At 75.4% G+C, this 16,454-nt stretch carries 14 protein-coding genes and 1 pseudogene; 9 read left to right on the top strand and 6 right to left on the bottom strand.

Features of this window, described 5'->3' with window-relative positions:
• Positions 1-180: 180 nt before the first annotated feature.
• Positions 181-963 (bottom strand): general stress protein, encoded by a 783-nt coding sequence (locus HKK73_RS05760; protein ID WP_171467615.1) that lies wholly within the window; start codon positions 961-963, stop codon positions 181-183.
• Between the two features lie 155 nt (positions 964-1,118).
• Between HKK73_RS05760 and HKK73_RS05755 the strand changes: the two genes are divergently transcribed.
• Both HKK73_RS05755 and HKK73_RS05750 read left to right on the top strand, forming a co-directional pair.
• Positions 1,119-2,459, top strand: a complete 1,341-nt coding sequence (locus HKK73_RS05755; RefSeq protein ID WP_108048568.1) for a magnesium transporter MgtE N-terminal domain-containing protein — start codon at positions 1,119-1,121, stop codon at positions 2,457-2,459.
• A complete protein-coding gene (locus tag HKK73_RS05750; RefSeq protein ID WP_171467614.1) occupies positions 2,452-2,961 on the top strand; it encodes a DUF1003 domain-containing protein in 510 nt (169 codons plus the stop codon). Before HKK73_RS05755 ends, HKK73_RS05750 begins: the two co-directional genes overlap by 8 nt.
• Positions 2,962-2,971: 10 nt before the next feature.
• Here HKK73_RS05750 and HKK73_RS05745 read toward each other — a convergent pair whose 3' ends face one another.
• Positions 2,972-3,769 (bottom strand): maleylpyruvate isomerase N-terminal domain-containing protein, encoded by a 798-nt coding sequence (locus HKK73_RS05745; RefSeq protein WP_171467613.1) that lies wholly within the window; start codon positions 3,767-3,769, stop codon positions 2,972-2,974.
• A gap of 109 nt (positions 3,770-3,878) precedes the next feature.
• Here HKK73_RS05745 and HKK73_RS05740 point away from each other — a divergent pair, with 109 nt between their 5' ends.
• The 7 genes and pseudogenes from HKK73_RS05740 (at position 3,879) to galK (ending at position 12,008) form a co-directional block, all read left to right on the top strand.
• A complete protein-coding gene (locus HKK73_RS05740; protein WP_171467612.1) occupies positions 3,879-5,027 on the top strand; it encodes an Mrp/NBP35 family ATP-binding protein in 1,149 nt (382 codons plus the stop codon).
• A gap of 433 nt (positions 5,028-5,460) precedes the next feature.
• Positions 5,461-6,489, top strand: coding sequence for an efflux RND transporter periplasmic adaptor subunit (locus HKK73_RS05735; protein ID WP_144722393.1), 1,029 nt, complete (start codon positions 5,461-5,463; stop codon positions 6,487-6,489).
• Positions 6,489-7,382, top strand: a complete 894-nt coding sequence (locus HKK73_RS05730; RefSeq protein WP_171467611.1) for an ABC transporter ATP-binding protein — start codon at positions 6,489-6,491, stop codon at positions 7,380-7,382. The genes HKK73_RS05735 and HKK73_RS05730 overlap by 1 nt, the downstream gene beginning before the upstream one ends.
• On the top strand, positions 7,379-8,590 hold the full coding sequence (locus HKK73_RS05725) for an ABC transporter permease (RefSeq protein ID WP_171467610.1): 1,212 nt from the start codon (positions 7,379-7,381) through the stop codon (positions 8,588-8,590). Before HKK73_RS05730 ends, HKK73_RS05725 begins: the two co-directional genes overlap by 4 nt.
• Before the next feature lie 92 nt (positions 8,591-8,682).
• Complete coding sequence (locus tag HKK73_RS05720) at positions 8,683-9,456, top strand: DeoR/GlpR family DNA-binding transcription regulator (RefSeq protein ID WP_171467609.1); 774 nt, start codon at positions 8,683-8,685, stop codon at positions 9,454-9,456.
• Between the two features lie 62 nt (positions 9,457-9,518).
• Positions 9,519-10,721 (top strand): annotated as a pseudogene (gene galT / locus HKK73_RS19085) (galactose-1-phosphate uridylyltransferase); the annotation flags it as partial.
• Positions 10,722-10,745: 24 nt separating this feature from the next.
• Positions 10,746-12,008, top strand: coding sequence for a galactokinase (gene galK / locus HKK73_RS18910; RefSeq protein ID WP_371810618.1), 1,263 nt, complete (start codon positions 10,746-10,748; stop codon positions 12,006-12,008).
• A 10-nt stretch (positions 12,009-12,018) separates the two neighbouring features.
• On the opposite strand, the gene HKK73_RS05710 is transcribed toward galK, so the two are convergent.
• The 4 genes from HKK73_RS05710 to glyA form a co-directional block, all read right to left on the bottom strand.
• Entirely contained in the window at positions 12,019-12,822 is an 804-nt protein-coding gene (locus tag HKK73_RS05710; protein WP_253705806.1) for an exodeoxyribonuclease III, read from the bottom strand.
• Between the two features lie 45 nt (positions 12,823-12,867).
• Entirely contained in the window at positions 12,868-14,196 is a 1,329-nt protein-coding gene (locus HKK73_RS05705; RefSeq protein ID WP_171467606.1) for an MFS transporter, read from the bottom strand.
• Between the two features lie 85 nt (positions 14,197-14,281).
• Complete coding sequence (locus HKK73_RS05700; protein ID WP_043652770.1) at positions 14,282-15,163, bottom strand: bifunctional methylenetetrahydrofolate dehydrogenase/methenyltetrahydrofolate cyclohydrolase; 882 nt, start codon at positions 15,161-15,163, stop codon at positions 14,282-14,284.
• Positions 15,160-16,449, bottom strand: coding sequence for a serine hydroxymethyltransferase (gene glyA, locus HKK73_RS05695; protein ID WP_043652773.1), 1,290 nt, complete (start codon positions 16,447-16,449; stop codon positions 15,160-15,162). The genes HKK73_RS05700 and glyA overlap by 4 nt, the downstream gene beginning before the upstream one ends.
• Positions 16,450-16,454: the final 5 nt, after the last annotated feature.

Below are 16,454 nucleotides of genomic sequence, written 5' to 3'. Positions count from 1 at the left end.
CGCGAGAGGGCTGCCGAGACCGCAGTGAAGTCGCGGAAGCGCTAGCGGCGCTTCCGCCGAGGGCCGGCCGACGGACGACGACGTCCGACGGTCGGCCTTCGTCGTCCTCCAGGTCCGGGGACGCCTGAGCCCGACCGGAGCGCGGTCGGGCTCGGGCGCTCGATCACGCAGGGCGCTCGGTCAGGCAGGGCGCTCGGGCTGGTCCGGGTGCGCGCCGGGGGCGGGCGCCGACCCTGGGCCCGCGTCGGGTGCCGGCGCGTCGGTCGGCTGGTCCGACGACGGGCGCATGGCGCCGTAGCGCGGCTCGCCGGACGGCGTCGTCCAGCGCGGGTCGGGCGTGCGGGCCGGGGGCGCGGCCGGAGGGGCCGGCGCGGGGACGCCCGCCGAGGGCTCCGGGGCCGGGGCAGGCGGCGCGGCGGGGGGCGTGGCGCCGGGGGTGCCCCAGCCGGGGTTGGCCGGCGCGGCGGGCCCGCGGACGCCGCCCGCGCCCTCGGGCATGCGGCCCAGGAGCTGGCGTGCCTCGCCCGCGCGCTCGGGCGCGCAGAGGATGCCGTAGGACGAGGCGACGATCTGGCTCTGCGACGTGAAGTCGCGCTTGCCCTGCGTCAGCGCGTACGACAGCACCGAGAAGAGCAGGCCGAATCCGGCGCCGATCCCGACGGCGGTGAGCACGAACCCGCCCTGGCCGGAGAACATGAAGAGCAGCAGGCCGACGAAGAGGCCGAACCACGCGCCCGACGCGGCACCCGCGATCGCGACGCGACCGTAGGTGAGGCGGCCCGTCACGCGCTCGACCATCTTGAGGTCGGTGCCGACGATCGTCACGAGCTCGACCGCGAACTTGTTGTCCGAGAGGAAGTCGACCGCCTTCTGCGCCTCGAGGTAGGTCGCGTACGACGCGACCTGCTCGCCGCGCGGCGGGGTGGGGACACGGGGGACGGCACCCGGGCGTGACATGCTCATTCGCCCAGTCTGTCCTACCCGGGCGGAGCGCGCGAGGGCCGCTCCCCGGCCCGACCGGCCGACGACCTCGGGGAGACGGCCGGGAGACGGCTCGGGACGCCCGCCACCTGCCGGGACGGAGCGCGGCGACCGGGGCGCGTGCGTAGGCTGGCGGCGTGAGTGCAGCCACCACCGTCTTCGTCGCGCGCCTGGCCGGGACCAGCGTGTTCGACCCCATCGGCGACCAGGTCGGGCGGGTGCGGGACGTCGTCGTGCTCATCAGGCCCAAGGGGGCGCCGCGCGCGGTGGGCCTCGTGGTCGAGGTGCCCGGCCGGCGCCGCGTCTTCCTGCCCCTGACGCGCGTGACGAGCATCGACGCGGGCCAGGTCATCTCCACCGGGCTCGTCAACATGCGGCGGTTCGAGCAGCGCGCCATGGAGACGCTGGCCGTGAGCGAGCTCCTGGAGCGCACGGTGCAGTTCGTCGACGGGTCGGGCTCGGCGACGGTCGAGGACCTCGCGATCGAGCGCCAGCGCACCGGCGACTGGCTGGTCACCAAGCTGTACGTGCGCCGGCAGGCGCAGCACAAGGGCACGCTCGGGCTGCGCCGACGGGGCGACGCGCTCGTCGTCGACGTCGACGCCGTGACCGGGCTCGCCGGGAGCACGGAGGCGCAGGGCGCCGCGATGCTCCTCGCCGCGTACGACGACCTCAAGCCCGCCGACCTCGCCGACGTCATCCACGACCTCGGCGACACGCGCCGGCTCGAGGTCGCGGGCGCGCTCGACAACGAGCGGCTCGCCGACGTGCTGGAGGAGCTGCCCGAGGACGACCAGGTCGCGATCCTCTCCGGGCTCGACACCGACCGCGCCGCCGACGTCCTGGAGGCGATGCAGCCCGACGACGCGGCCGACCTCCTGCACGAGCTCCCCGAGGCCCAGGCCGCCCAGCTCCTCGAGCTCATGGAGCCCGACGAGGCGCGCGACGTGCGCCGCCTCCTCTCCTACGCGGAGGACACCGCGGGCGGGCTCATGACGTCCGACCCGGTCGTGCTCGGCCCGGAGACCACCATCGCGACCGCGCTCGCGCAGATCCGCCGCAAGGACCTCGCGCCCGCGCTCGCGTCGATGGTGTTCGTCGCGCGCCCGCCGCTCGAGACGCCCACGGGCCGGTTCCTCGGCGTCGCGCACTTCCAGCGCCTGCTGCGCGAGCCCCCGCACGCGGCCGTCGGCTCGGTGCTCGACTCCGACGTCGAGGGCGTCACGCCCGACGCGCCGCTCGGGCGCGTGACCCGCATCCTCGCGACCTACGACCTGCTGTGCGTGCCCGTGCTCGACGCGGAGAAACGCCTGCTCGGCGCGATCAGCGTGGACGACGTGCTCGACCACATGCTGCCCGACGACTGGCGCGAGACCGACGACGAGGACACCGAGGCCGCGCGCCGGGCCGTCGCGAGCGGGCGCGCGCGCACCGCCGTGCCCGGCCGACCGGGCACCGCGGGGGTGGCCCGTGGCTGACCGCCTCGACACGCCGAAGACCGCGCGCCGCAGCTTCCTCCCGCGCGTCAGGGTCGACCAGGACGCCGTCGGCCGCTCGACCGAGGGCATCGCACGCTTCCTCGGCACGCCGCGGTTCCTCGTCTACCTCACCGTATTCTGCGCGCTGTGGATCGCGTGGAACTCGTGGGGCCCGGAGGGGCTGCGGTTCGACTCCGCCGAGTTCGGGTTCACCGCGCTCACGCTCATGCTCTCGCTCCAGGCGTCGTACGCCGCGCCGCTCATCCTGCTCGCCCAGAACCGGCAGGACGACCGCGACCGCGTCACCGCGGAGCAGGACCGCCAGCGCGCGGAGCGCAACCTCGCGGACACCGAGTACCTCGCGCGCGAGATGGCCGCGCTGCGCATCGCGCTGAGCGAGGTCGCCACGCGCGACTTCGTGCGGTCCGAGATCCGCAACCTGCTCGAGGAGCTGGAGGAGAAGGCGGCCCGTCAGCCCGACGACGAGGTCGCCGACCGCTGACCTCGGGGCCCTACTGCGTGCCCTCCGCCGCGACCCGGCGCAGGCGCTCGGCGAGGGCGGGGTCGCCCGTGACGACGAGCCCGTCCGCGGGGGCGCGCCCCCAGAGCCACAGGTCGAGCGCCCAGGCCGGGCCGGAGACCTGCGTCGTCGTCGAGCCGGGCAGGTCGACGAGCTGGGCGACGTCGAGGTCGTACGCCGTCCCCGACTCCGGACCGGTCCCCGTGAAGCGGCCGAACGCGAGCTCCCAGCTCCGCGGCCGCTCCCCCGGCCCGTCGACGACGACGGAGACCGTCGCGCCGTCGGGCGTGAAGACGCCCCACCCGGGCACCCCGTCCACCATGACGGACAGCACCTCGTCGACGCCGTCCGCCGCGACGCCCGGGTCGGCGGGCGTGACGTCGCGCCCGGCCGTGAGCTCCGCGTCGGCGCGGTGGACGAGCGCCTCGTGCGCCTGGCGTCGCAGCACCCAGCCGACGTGCCGGCCGTCGTCGTGCCACGACCAGCACGGCTCGTCGGGGTCGCGACCGGTGAGCGCCGCGACGAGCCGGCTCGTCGAGCGCTGGAGCAGCGCGGGCAGCTCGGCGTCGGACGCCGGCCGCGCGAGCGGCTCGACCTCGTCGCCGTCCATCCCCTCCCCGGGAGCCGGGCCGACGACGCGCGCCCAAAAGTCCTGCACCTCGGCGAGGTGGTAGAGCAGGTCGGCGCCCGTCCACTCGGGGCACGCGGGCACGCGCGCGTCGGGCGGGGCGCTGCGCACGGCGTCGCCGAACAGCTCGCTGTCCCGCGCGAGGGAGGCCAGGGCGTCCATCCGTGCACGGTAGCGCCGATCCGCGGCGCTCGTCGTGCGACGGGGCTCACGTCCGGTCCGGGACCTCCGACCCGGCCGACCGGGCTCCGGCCGCGCCTACGATGGGGGCATGCCCGACCCCGCCGCAGACCCGCTCGAGCACGCCGTCCGGCAGGCCCTCACCACGGTCCTGGACCCCGAGATCCGCCGCCCCGTCACGGACCTCGGCATGATCCGCTCGGTCGCCGTCGAGCCCGGCGCGCCGGGCGCCGTCGTGACGGTGGGGGTCGACCTCACGGTCGCCACGTGCCCGATGCGCGACACGCTAGCGCGCGACGTCGACGCCGCGGTGCGCGCGGTCGACGGCGTGGCGGACGTCCGGGTCGACCTCGGCGTCATGACCGCGGAGCAGCGCGCCGAGCTGCGCACGATGCTGCGCGGCGGCGTGGGCGAGCCCGAGATCCCCTTCGCCAAGCCGGGGTCGCTGACGAAGGTGTACGCGATCGCGTCGGGCAAGGGCGGGGTGGGCAAGTCGTCGGTCACGGCGAACCTCGCGGTCGCGCTCGCCGCGCAGGGCCTCGAGGTCGGCGTCGTCGACGCGGACATCTACGGGTTCTCGATCCCGCGCATGCTGGGCGTCGACCGGCAGCCCACGCGCGTCGACAACATGCTCCTGCCGCCGATCGCGCACGGCGTGAAGGTCGTCTCGATCGGCATGTTCGTGCCCCCGGGCCAGCCCGTCGTGTGGCGGGGACCGATGCTGCACCGCGCCCTCCAGCAGTTCCTCGCGGACGTGTTCTGGGGCGACCTCGACGTGCTGCTCCTCGACCTGCCGCCCGGCACGGGCGACATCGCCATCTCGGTCGCGCAGCTCCTGCCCGGCAGCGAGATCGTCGTCGTCACGACGCCGCAGGTCGCCGCCGCGGAGGTCGCGGAGCGGGCCGGGTCGGTCGCGACGCAGACCCAGCAGGGCGTCGTCGGCGTGGTCGAGAACATGTCGTGGCTCGAGCAGCCCGACGGGTCGCGCCTCGAGGTGTTCGGGGCGGGTGGCGGCGAGCGCGTCGCGGCGAACCTGTCGCGCACGACGGGGACCACGGTCCCCCTCCTCGGCCAGGTGCCTCTCGACGTGTCGCTGCGCGAGGCGGGCGACGGCGGCACCCCGGTCGTGCTCTCCGACCCCGGCTCCCCCGCCGCGGCCGCGCTGCGCGACGTCGCGACCGGCCTCGCGCGCCGGCCGCGCGGGCTCGCGGGGCGGTCGCTCGGGGTCACGGTCGTCTGACGCGAACCCCGCCCCGGACGTCGGCCCTGTCTTTTCTGCGTGCCACGGTATAGTCTCGCCCGCATCTCGTCCGGGGGGACGGCCGTGGGGCCGGTGAGGGGGATCGTGCCGTGGCACCGTCGCTGCTCCGCCGTGCCCGCTCCTCGCTCTCGAGCCTGTTGACCTGCGACACCGTCGCCTCCGGCCGCCAGGGCGTCCCTGTCCCGCCCGCCTCGCCCGCCCGCCGCGCGCGGTCACGTCGACGTGACCGGCCGGTGACCCACCGGTGACGAAGCCGCGACAGAACTCCTCCCCAGGGATGACGACGCCGTCCGTGTCCCCGCCCTAGCCTCGGGCCGGGCCGTCGTCGGCCCCACCAGCAGCGTCCGCTCGTCGTCCCGTCACCGTCGTCCCGCCACCGTCGTCCCGCCACCGTCGTCCCAGGAGCCCGCACGTGGGTATCACCCGCCGGATCATCTTCCCCGCCCTCCGCATCGTGATCTGGGCGGCGATCGCCGCCCTGCTCGCCGTGATCGCCTTCCGCTCGGCGCCCGAGCCACCGGTCGACCCGGCGTTCCCCACGGCGCAGATCGTCGAGCCGCGCGTCGCGGTGACCACCGGGGACGTCACGAACACCGTGGTGCTGACCGGTCAGGTCGTCGCCGACCCGGCCGCACCCCAGAAGGTCACGCAGCGCGGCGTCGTGACCGCGGTCCACGCCAAGCCCGGCGACGTCGTCGAGGCGGGCGCCCCCCTTCTCGAGGTCACCCTCGAGGAGCCTCGCGAGCCCCTCACCGAGACCGACCCCGAGACGGGCGAGGTCACGGTCACCGAGCGTCGGCCGAAGGTCACGCGAGAGACCGTCGAGGCCACCATCGGCGGGACGGTCGCCACGTTCACGGCGCTCAAGGACCAGGAGGTCGCCGTCGGCGAGGACTTCGCGACCGTCTCGCCCGGCACGCTCTCGGTCACGGGCAGCATGGTCGCCGAGCAGCAGTTCCGGCTCCTCCAGATCCCCGGCGAGGCGACCGTCACGGTCACCGGCGGCCCCGCGCCGTTCGTGTGCACGAACCTCCGCATGGGCGCCGCCGCCGCTCCCGCGGGCACGCCCGAGGAGGGCGCACCCGACCCGGCCGCCGGCGCGTCGTCCGCGAGCGTGACGTGCGCCGTCCCGGGCGACGTCACCGTCTTCGCCGGGCTCGCCGCCGAGCTGGAGATCACGGCGGGCTCCGTCGAGGGTGCCCTCGTGGTCCCCGTGACGGCGGTCCTCGGCCGTGTCGAGCAGGGCAAGGTGTGGGTCGTCGGCGCGGAGGGCGAGCCCGAGGAGCGCGCCGTGACGCTCGGTCTCACCGACGGCTCGGTCGTCCAGGTGACCGAGGGCCTCGCCGAGGGCGACGAGGTCCTCGAGTTCGTGCCGGGCCAGGACGTCATGCCGGTCATGGACGACATGATGATGACGGACGACAGCGAGGCCTCGTACTGATGAGCCTCCTGGAGCTCAGCGGGGTCACCCGCTCGGTGCTGCTCCCCGACGACCGCGAGCTCGAGATCCTGCGTGGCATCGACCTCACGGTCGGCGCCGGCGAGCACGTCTCGATCGTGGGGCGCTCGGGAACGGGCAAGTCGACCCTGCTCAACATCCTCGGCCTCCTCGACAGCCCGACGAGCGGGGACTACCTGCTCGACGGCGTCCCGATCGGCCGGCTCTCGGGCCGCGCCCGGGCGAGGCGCCGCGGCACGGACTTCGGGTTCGTGTTCCAGCAGTTCAACCTGCTGCAGGGCCGCACCGCCCTCGAGAACGTCGTCGCCCCGCTGCTCTACGCGCGCGGGCGGCAGTTCTGGCAGCGGCGCACGCTGGCCGCCCAGATGCTCGAGCGGGTCGGCCTCGGCGACCGGCTCGACACGACCCCGGAGAAGCTCTCGGGCGGCGAGCAGCAGCGCGTCGCGATCGCCCGCGCCCTGGTGCGCGTCCCGCGCGTCATCCTCGCGGACGAGCCCACGGGAGCGCTCGACGTCGACACGGGCAGCGAGGTCATGGACCTGCTCGACACCATCGCCGGCGAGAACGGGTCCGCGCTCATCGCGATCACGCACGACCTCGCCGTCGCGTCGCGCGCCGCCCGCCAGTTCCGGCTCGCGGACGGCGTGCTCACCCCGATCTCGATCAGCGCACGCAGCGCCGGGTCGCTCGGGGCGCTCGGCGCGCCGGGCACCGACCACGATCCCGAGACCGACCCCGGGACGAGCCATGACCACCAGGCCGAGCACGTGGCCCGGCCGCTCGTCGGGGTCGCTCCCGCGCTCTCCGCTCGCACGCCCGCCGCCACCGCGGCCGGGACCTCGGACACCGCGCGCGACACGGGGGCCACGGCATGACCGGCGTCGTCGGCGCCCTCCTCGAGGCGTGGGACGAGCTGCGGGTCCACAAGGTGCGGGTGCTGCTCGCGCTCGTCGGCGTCGCCGTCGCGGTCTGCGCGATCACCACGATCTCGGCGGCCGGGGAGATGCTGCGCCAGGTCTCGGCCGAGCAGAACGAACGCTGGGGCGGTCGCCCCGCGACGCTCCAGGTCTCGGCATGGCCCACGGGCGACGGCGGGAGCGTCATGCCCACGGCGGAGGAGTACGAGCGGGTGTTCGACGAGATCGTCGACCGCTACGGCATCGGCTACTCCTCGATGCTGCGCGACGCGCCCGCACCGGTGCGGTTCCCCGGCGGCACGCGCGAGATCACCACCACGGGGGTGGAGCCCGACTGGGCCACGATGCACCGCTTCGAGGTGACGTCGGGCCGCTGGTTCACCGAGGCGGACGCGGACCGCCTCGCGCCCGCGCTCGTCGTCAACCAGGCGTTCCTCGACGCGCTCGGCGGAACGACCGTGGCCGAGCACCCGACGGTGACGATCGGCGGGGACAACCCGGTCGTCGCGACCGTGGTCGGGGCCTTCCCCGACGACTGGCCGGACATGGACCCGGTCGCGTACGCGCTGGTCGACGCCCAGTCGACGTGGGTCACGCCCGAGTCGATGGAGATGATGGGGCCGCCCCGGCTCGAGCTGTGGGTGCCCGACGACCTGTCGGACGCGCTCGTCGAGACGGTGCGCCGCGACGTCGCGGGCGCGCTCGAGGGTGTCCAGGCCGACGTCTACCGGTCCGACTCGCCGTCGGCGTCGGTCGTCGACGGCGCCATCCGGTGGGTCGTGCTCGGCGTGAGCGCGATCGCGCTGCTGCTCGGCGGGCTCGGGCTCGTGAACATCGCGCTCGTCACGGTGCGGTACCGGATCCGCGAGATCGGGATCCGCCGCAGCTTCGGCGCGAGCTCCGGGCGCGTGTTCTTCTCCGTGATGATGGAGAGCGTCGTGGCGACCACCGTCGCGGGGCTGCTGGGCGTGACGGTCGCGATCGTCGTCCTGCACAACGTCCCGCTCGACGTGCTCATGGGGTCGGCCGTCCAGGACGCGCCCGGGTTCCCGTTCTCCGCCGCGGTGACCGGCATGCTCGCCGCCGTCGGGATCGGCGCGCTGGCGGGGCTCCTTCCGGCGCTCGTCGCCGTGCGCGTCAAGGTGATCGACGCGATCCGGTACTGACCCGCTCGGCCCGGCCCCGTCGCCGGGCCGAGCGATGTTGGTTCCTGTTCGGTCATGTTGGATTTCTCGGCGATGTGGACAATACTGTCGGCATGCTCGCCTCACAGCGCCAGGAGCGCATCCTCGCGGAGATCCGCGACCACGGCGCGGTCCGGATCGGCGACCTGACGCGGGAGCTCGGCGTCTCGGACATGACGATCCGGCGCGACCTCGTGGAGCTCGCCGACCAGGGCCTCGTCCGGAAGGTCCACGGGGGTGCCGTCGCCCCGCACACGACCGCGCACGAGCCCGGCTTCGCCGCGAAGAGCTCGCGCGAGGCCGCGGAGAAGGAGGCCATCGCGACGGCCGCCGCCCGCCTCATCAGCGCGAACGCGTCGGTCGCGCTGAGCGCCGGCACGACGACCCACCTGCTCGCCGCCCGCATCGCCGCGGACCCCGCGCTACGCCCCCTGACGGTCGTGACGAACTCCCTCCCGGTCGCCGAGATCCTGCACCGCGCCAACGACCCACGGCTCGAGACGATCCTCACCGGCGGCAGCCGCACGCCGTCCGACGCACTCGTCGGCCCGCTCGCCGAGGCCGCGCTGTCGGGGCTGCGCGTCGACCTCGCGTTCGTCGGGGCGCACGGCGTCGACCCGGAGATCGGGCTCACGACGCCGAACCTCGACGAGGCCGCGACGAACCGTGCGCTCATCGAGTCCGCCGGGCGCACCGTCGTCCTCGCGGACCACACGAAGTGGCACACGACGGGCCTGCGCGTCTTCGCGACGTTCGCCGACGTGGACGTCCTCGTCACCGACGCCGGGCTCGCCGAGGACGAGCGCGCGCGCGTCCAGGACCTCGTCGAGCAGCTCGTCGTCGCCTGACCGGCGACAGCCGCGCCGGCTCCCCGCCTCCCCCACCGCACCGCGATCGGAACACCGCACGCATGAACCCGCACCTGCGCCGCACCTCGACCCGGCTCGCCGACGGCCGCGAGCTCGTCTACTTCGACGACTCCCCCGCGTACGTCTCGGGCGAGCGCACGCGACGGCTCGACGACCCGCGCCCGCTGCCCGACCGCTTCGCCCCGGTGCCGGGCCCCGACGGGACCCCGCACCCGTACGTGGGCCCGGAGATGCGCCGGGACCCGCTCACCGGCGACTGGGTCCCGCTCGCCGCGCACCGGATGAACCGCACGTTCCTGCCCGCCGCGGACTCGTGCCCGCTGTGCCCCGCACGGCCCGGCAGCGCGTACTCGGACGGAGAGGTGCCCGACACGGACTACGACGTGGTCGTCTTCGAGAACCGCTTCCCGTCGCTCCAGCGCGTGCCGGGCGTCCCGGACGCCGTGGTCGAGGACGCGCCGCTCCAGCACCACGCCCCGGCGGCGGGCCGGTGCGAGGTCGTGTGCTTCTCGAGCGACCACCGCACGTCCTTCGGCGCGCTCCCGCCGCAGCGGGTGCGCACGATCATCGACGCGTGGGCGGACCGCACCGCCGCGCTCGGCGCCGAGCCCGGGGTCGAGCAGGTCTTCTGCTTCGAGAACCGCGGCCAGGAGATCGGCGTCACCCTGCACCACCCGCACGGCCAGATCTACGGCTACCCGTACGTGACGCCGCGCACGCGCACGCTGCTCGACCAGGCGCGCGAGCACCACCGCCGCACCGGCCGCAGCCTGCTGCGCGACGTGCTCGAGTCCGAGCTCGCGGACGGCCGCCGCGTGGTCCTCGAGACGGAGCACTGGGTCGCCTACGTGCCCTACGCGGCGCGCTGGCCCGTCGAGGTCCACCTCGCGCCGCGGCGCGACGTGCCCGACCTGCCCGCGCTCACGGACGCCGAGCGCGACGACCTGGCCACCGCCTACCTCGAGCTGCTGCGCCGCCTCGACCGGTTCTTCGAGACCGCCGACGGCGAGCCCATCCCCCTGCCGTACATCGCCGCGTGGCACCAGGCCCCGGCCCGCGAGGGCCGCTCGGTCGCCGACGGCGGCACCGACGACGTCACCCTCGCTCGGCTGCACCTGCAGGTGTTCTCCGTCCTCCGCGCGCTGGGCAAGCTCAAGTACCTCGCGGGCTCGGAGTCCGGCATGGGGGCGTGGATCAGCGACACGACGCCCGAGCGCATCGCCGCACGCCTCCAGGAGCTCGCCCCGACGAGCGCCGCCCGGGGCTGGGTGCCCGCGCTGGCGGACGACGACGGCGCCGCGCGCGCCCGTGCCGTGCTCGCCGAGGCGTTCGGCGCGGACGAGCCCGGCGAGGAGGTCCGCGTGTGGGCCGCGCCCGGGCGCGTCAACCTCATCGGGGAGCACACCGACTACAACGCGGGCCTGTGCCTGCCGGTCGCGCTGCCCCACCGCACGTACGTGGCGCTGCGGCCGCGCACCGACTCGCTCGTCCGCCTCGCGTCCGCGCAGGCGCCCGGCGAGACGTGGACGGCCCGCCTCGAGGACGTCGGCCCGGGCGAGGTCGCGGGCTGGGGCTCGTACGTCGCGGGCGTCGCGTGGGCGCTGCGCGAGCACCTCGTCGCCCAGGGCGCGGACCCCGCCGCCGTCCCCGGGTTCGACGCGGCCGTCGACTCGAGCGTCCCGTTCGGCGCCGGGCTCTCGTCGTCCGCGGCCCTCGAGTGCGCGGTCGCCGTCGCGCTCGACGACGTCGCCGGGCTCGGCCTCGCGGCGACCGACGCGGGCCGCGCCGTCCTCGCCACCGCGAGCGTCCGCGCCGAGAACGAGATCGCGGGCGCACCCACGGGCGGCATGGACCAGTCGGCGGCGCTGCGCGCGCAGGCCGGTCACGCGCTCCTCCTCGACTGCCGCCCCGGGCTCGACCCGGTCGAGTCCGCCACGCAGGTGCCGTTCGACCTCGACGCCGCGGGCCTCGCCCTGCTCGTCGTGGACACCCGTGCGGAGCACCAGCTCGTCGACGGCCAGTACGCGCAGCGCCGCGCCACGTGCGAGGACGCCGCCCGCACGCTCGGGATCGGCTCGCTGCGCGAGCTCGCCGACGCGGTGGACGCGAGCGACGACCCAGCGGCCGCGCTCGCCCGCGCGCTCGACGCGCTGCCCGACGACGTCGCGCGCCGCCGCGTGCGCCACGTCGTCACCGAGATCGGCCGCGTCCGCGCGCTCGTGGCGCTCCTGCGCGAGGGCCGGCCGGACGCCGTCGGGCCGCTGATGAACGCGTCGCACGCGTCGCTGCGCGACGACTACGAGGTCTCGAGCGTCGAGCTCGACGTCGCGGTCGACGCGGCGCGCGTCGCGGGCGCCCTCGGTGCGCGGATGACCGGCGGCGGGTTCGGCGGCTCCGCCATCGCGCTCGTGCGCGCGGACCAGGTCGAGACCGTCGCCGACGCCGTGCGCGCCGCGTTCGAGCGCGAAGGGCTCGGCGCCCCGGGCTTCCTGCTCGCGACGCCGTCCGCGCCCGCCGAGCGCGTCGCCTGACCGTTCCCGCTCAGACGTCGTAGGTGACGACGAGGGGCGCGTGGTCGCTCCAGCGCTCCTCGTGCGACGGCGCGCGGTCGACCTCGACCTTGACCGCGCGCTCCGCGAGGGAAGGCGTCGCGAGCTGGTAGTCGATGCGCCAGCCCGAGTCGTTGTCGAACGCGCGCCCGCGCCACGACCACCAGGTGAACGGGCCCGGGCCCTCGCCGCCGTGGACGCGGCCCAGGTCCACGAGCCCGACCTGGTCCAGCCACACGTCGACGTAGGCGCGCTCCTCGGGGAGGAACCCCGCGCTCTTGAGGTTGCCCTTCCAGTTCTTGATGTCGACGTTGTGGTGCGCGATGTTGAGGTCGCCCGCCAGGACGACCTTCTCGCCCGTGGCCGCGAGCTCGCGCAGCCGCGCGGTCACCTTCTCCAGGTAGGCGTACTTCGCGACCATCGTCTCCGGCTGGCTCACGGTGCCCGAGTGGATGTACGCCGAGACCACGGTGAGACGGCCGCCGTCGGGCAGCTCCAGGTCGGCCTCGACCCAGCGACCGGTGTCGACCGGCGGCTCGGGCTCGCCGGCCCCGAGGCCGACGCGGACCGCGGACACCGGCAGGCGTGACGCGACCGCGACCCCGGCGCGGCCCTTGATGTCGCACGCCTGGTGGGCGACGTGCCAGCCCTCCAGCAGGTCGTTGACGACCGAGTCGGGGGCGCGCACCTCCTGGAGCAGCAGGACGTCGGGCGTCCGGGACGCGATCCAGGCGTCCATCCCCCGGCGGTAGGCGGCGCGGATTCCGTTGACGTTGGCGGTGGCGAGGGTCAGCACGCGGGCCATCCCATCACACGCCACCGACAACGACGGGCCCCGGCGTCAGGCGGGCGGCGTGGCCTCGCTCACGGGCGCCGCGACGACGCGGGCCGGCCGGAATGCGCTCGCGAGGACCGCCGAGACGGCGGCGAGCACGGCCAGCACCACGAAGCCGACCCGGAGGTGGTGGGCGGTCGCGAAGACGCCGGTGAGGACGCCGCCGAGCACGGCGCCCGCGTAGGTGAAGACGTTGAGCCGCGCGACCGCACGGTCGGTGACCGTCGCCACGACCCCGGCGGCGGGCTCCCCCGCCGCTCCCGCCCGGCCCGACGCGACCGCCTCCCGGGCCCGGTCCCCGACCGCCGAGAACGCGAGCGGGGCGACGACGCCGAGCCCGAGGCCGGTCACGGCGAGGCCCAGCACGGCGACGGGCCACGCCGGGGCGGCCGCCACCGCGACGAACCCCAGGGCGCCGAGCGTGCCGCCCAGCCGCACGACCCGGACCCGGCCGAGGCGCTCGACGAGACCGTCCCCGACGAGCCGCGACACGATGAGCGCCGCCTGGTACGCCGCGTACCCGAGCGGGGCGGCGGCCGCGCTCGCCGCGAGGACGTCGCGCAGGAACGTCGCGCTCCAGCTCGACACCGCGGAGTCGGCGACGGGGAACGCGAGCATCCCTGCACCGAGCAGCGCGATCGTGCCCGCCGCGACCCACGTCACCGGTCCGGGCGCCGCCACGGCGCCCGGACCGGCCGGGGCGTCCCGCACGCCGGCATCCCCGACCACGGCATCCCTGACCTGGGCATCCCTGACCACGGCGTCCGGGGCGACGGCACCCGGGGCCGGGCGACCGCCGTCGGGCAGGCGCAGGGCGAGCCAGGCCGCGCCCACGGCGACGAGCAGCGCCACGAGCGGGAGCGCGAGCGGCTGGCCGAGACCGGCCAGCGCGCCGCCCGAGACCGCGAGCGCACCGAGCACTCCCCCGGCCGCGTTCGCGGCGTAGAACGACGCGAGCAGGCTGCGTCCGTGCGCGCGCTCGACGTCGATCCCGAGCATGTTCATCGCGGCGTCCACGGCGCCGAGCGCGAGCCCGTAGAGGCCGATCGCCCCGAAGAAGAGGGGCCACGACGGCGCGAGACCGATCCCCGCCACCGCCGTCGCGGCGAGCAGCAGGCCCCCGACGACCACGGTGCGCGCGCCGCGGACGGCCGCCACGACGCCCGACAGCGCGCTGCCCAGGCCGGCGAGGACGCACACGCCCAGCACGACGAGCGTCACGACGTCGTCGCCCATGCCGAGCCGGTCCTTGTAGCCGGGGATGCTCGTGAGCACCACCGCGAACCCGAAGCCCTGCACGGCGTACGCCGCCGTCGTCGCGATGCGCTCCGTCACCCGCGCAGACTAGCGCTCGCGCGCCGTCCCGGGAACGCCGCAGGGCGCGGCCGCGGGTGACCCGCGACCGCGCCCTGCGTCGGGCTCAGGCGGAGGCACGCTCCGCCGCGTCGACGACGTTCGCGAGGAGCATCGCGCGCGTCATCGGGCCGACCCCGCCGGGGTTCGGCGAGATCCAGCCCGCCACCTCGGCGACGTCGGGCGCGGCGTCCCCGACGACGCGGCTCTTGCCGGTCTCCGGGTCGACCTCGCGCGAGACGCCGACGTCGATCACGACGGCGCCGGGCTTGACCATGTCGCGCGTGACGATCCCGCGGACGCCCGCGGCCGCGACGACGACGTCGGCGCGGCGCACGAGCGCGGGGAGGTCCGTCGTGCCGGTGTGCGTCAGCGTCACGGTCGCGTTGACCGCGCGCCGCGTGAGCAGCAGGCCGATCGAGCGGCCGACGGTGACGCCGCGCCCCACGACCACGACCTCCTTGCCCGCGAGGGAGATCCCGTGCCGCTCGACGAGCTCGATGATCCCGCGCGGCGTGCACGGGAGCGGCGACGTGACCTCCTCGTTGACGCGCAGCACGAGCCGGCCGAGGTTGGTCGGGTGCAGCCCGTCCGCGTCCTTGGCCGGGTCGATGAGCTCGAGCACCCGGTTGGTGTCGATGCCCCGCGGCAGCGGGAGCTGCACGATGTACCCCGTGCAGGCCGGGTCGTCGTTGAGGCGCCGGACGGCGGCCTCGATCTCCTCCTGCGTCGCGTCGCCCGGGAGGTCCTCCCGGATCGACGCGAGCCCGACCTCCGCGCAGTCGCGGTGCTTGCCCGCGACGTACCACTGCGAGCCCGGGTCGTCGCCGACGAGGAGCGTGCCCAGACCGGGCACGACGCCCTTCCCCGCGAGGACCGCGAGGCGGTCCTTGAGCTCCGCCTTGATCGCGGCGGCGGTGGCCTTGCCGTCGAGGATCCGGGCGGTCACTGCTGGAGGCCCGGGTACAGCGGGAAGTCGGCCGTGAGCTTCTGCACGCGGGCGCGCAGCGCCTCGGCGTCGGTCGCGGCGCCCTCGCGCAGCGCGGTCGCGATGATCTCGGCGACCTCCGTGAACTCGGCGTCGCCGAAGCCGCGGGTCGCGAGCGCCGGCGTGCCGATGCGCAGGCCGGACGTGACGCGCGGCGGGCGCGGGTCGAACGGCACGGCGTTGCGGTTCACGGTGATGCCGACCTCGTGCAGGAGGTCCTCGGCCTGCTGGCCGTCGAGCGCCGAGTGGCGCAGGTCGACGAGGACGAGGTGGACGTCGGTGCCGCCCGTGAGGACGGAGACGCCGGCCGCGGCGACGTCGGCCTGGGTCAGCCGGTCCGCGATGATGCTCGCGCCGCGCAGCGTGCGCTCCTGGCGGTCGCGGAAGCCGTCCGTCGCAGCGACCTTGAACGACACGGCCTTGGCCGCGACGACGTGCATGAGCGGGCCGCCCTGCTGGCCCGGGAACACGGCGGAGTCGATCTTCTTGGCGTACTCCTCCTTGCTGAGGATGAAGCCGGAGCGGGGGCCGCCGATGGTCTTGTGGACCGTGGAGGACACGACGTCCGCGTACGGCACCGGGGACGGGTGCAGGCCCGCGGCCACGAGGCCCGCGAAGTGCGCCATGTCCACCCACAGCTTCGCGCCGGCCTCGTCCGCGATCTCGCGGAACGCCGCGAAGTCGAGGTGGCGCGGGTACGCGGACCAGCCGGCGATGATGACGTCGGGGCGGGTTTCGAGGGCCTGCTTGCGGACCTCGTCCATCTCCACGCGGTACGACTGCGGGTCCACGCCGTACGCGGAGACGTCGTAGAGCTTGCCCGAGAAGTTGATCTTCATGCCGTGCGTGAGGTGGCCGCCGTGCGCCAGCTCGAGGCCGAGGATCCGGTCGCCCTTGTTGATGAGCGCGTGCAGGACGGCGGCGTTCGCCTGGGCGCCCGAGTGCGGCTGCACGTTGACGTGCTCCGCGCCGAACAGCGACTTGGCGCGGGCGATCGCGAGGTTCTCCGCGATGTCGACCTGCTCGCAGCCGCCGTAGTACCGGCGGCCCGGGTAGCCCTCGGCGTACTTGTTGGTGAGCACGGAGCCCTGCGCCTGCAGGACGGCGCGCGGGACGAAGTTCTCGGACGCGATCATCTCGAGGGTGTCGCGCTGGCGCGCGAGCTCCCCGTCGAGGACGGCCGCGATCTCGGGGTCGAGCTCGGCGAGCGGGGTGTCGAGGACGTTGTCGGCTGGCTGGGCGCTCATGGCGT

This window comes from Cellulosimicrobium sp. 72-3 (assembly GCF_013127315.1).
GTDB classification, from domain to species: Bacteria; Actinomycetota; Actinomycetes; order Actinomycetales; family Cellulomonadaceae; genus Cellulosimicrobium; species Cellulosimicrobium funkei.
This window is presented reverse-complemented; position numbering and strand designations above follow the sequence as displayed.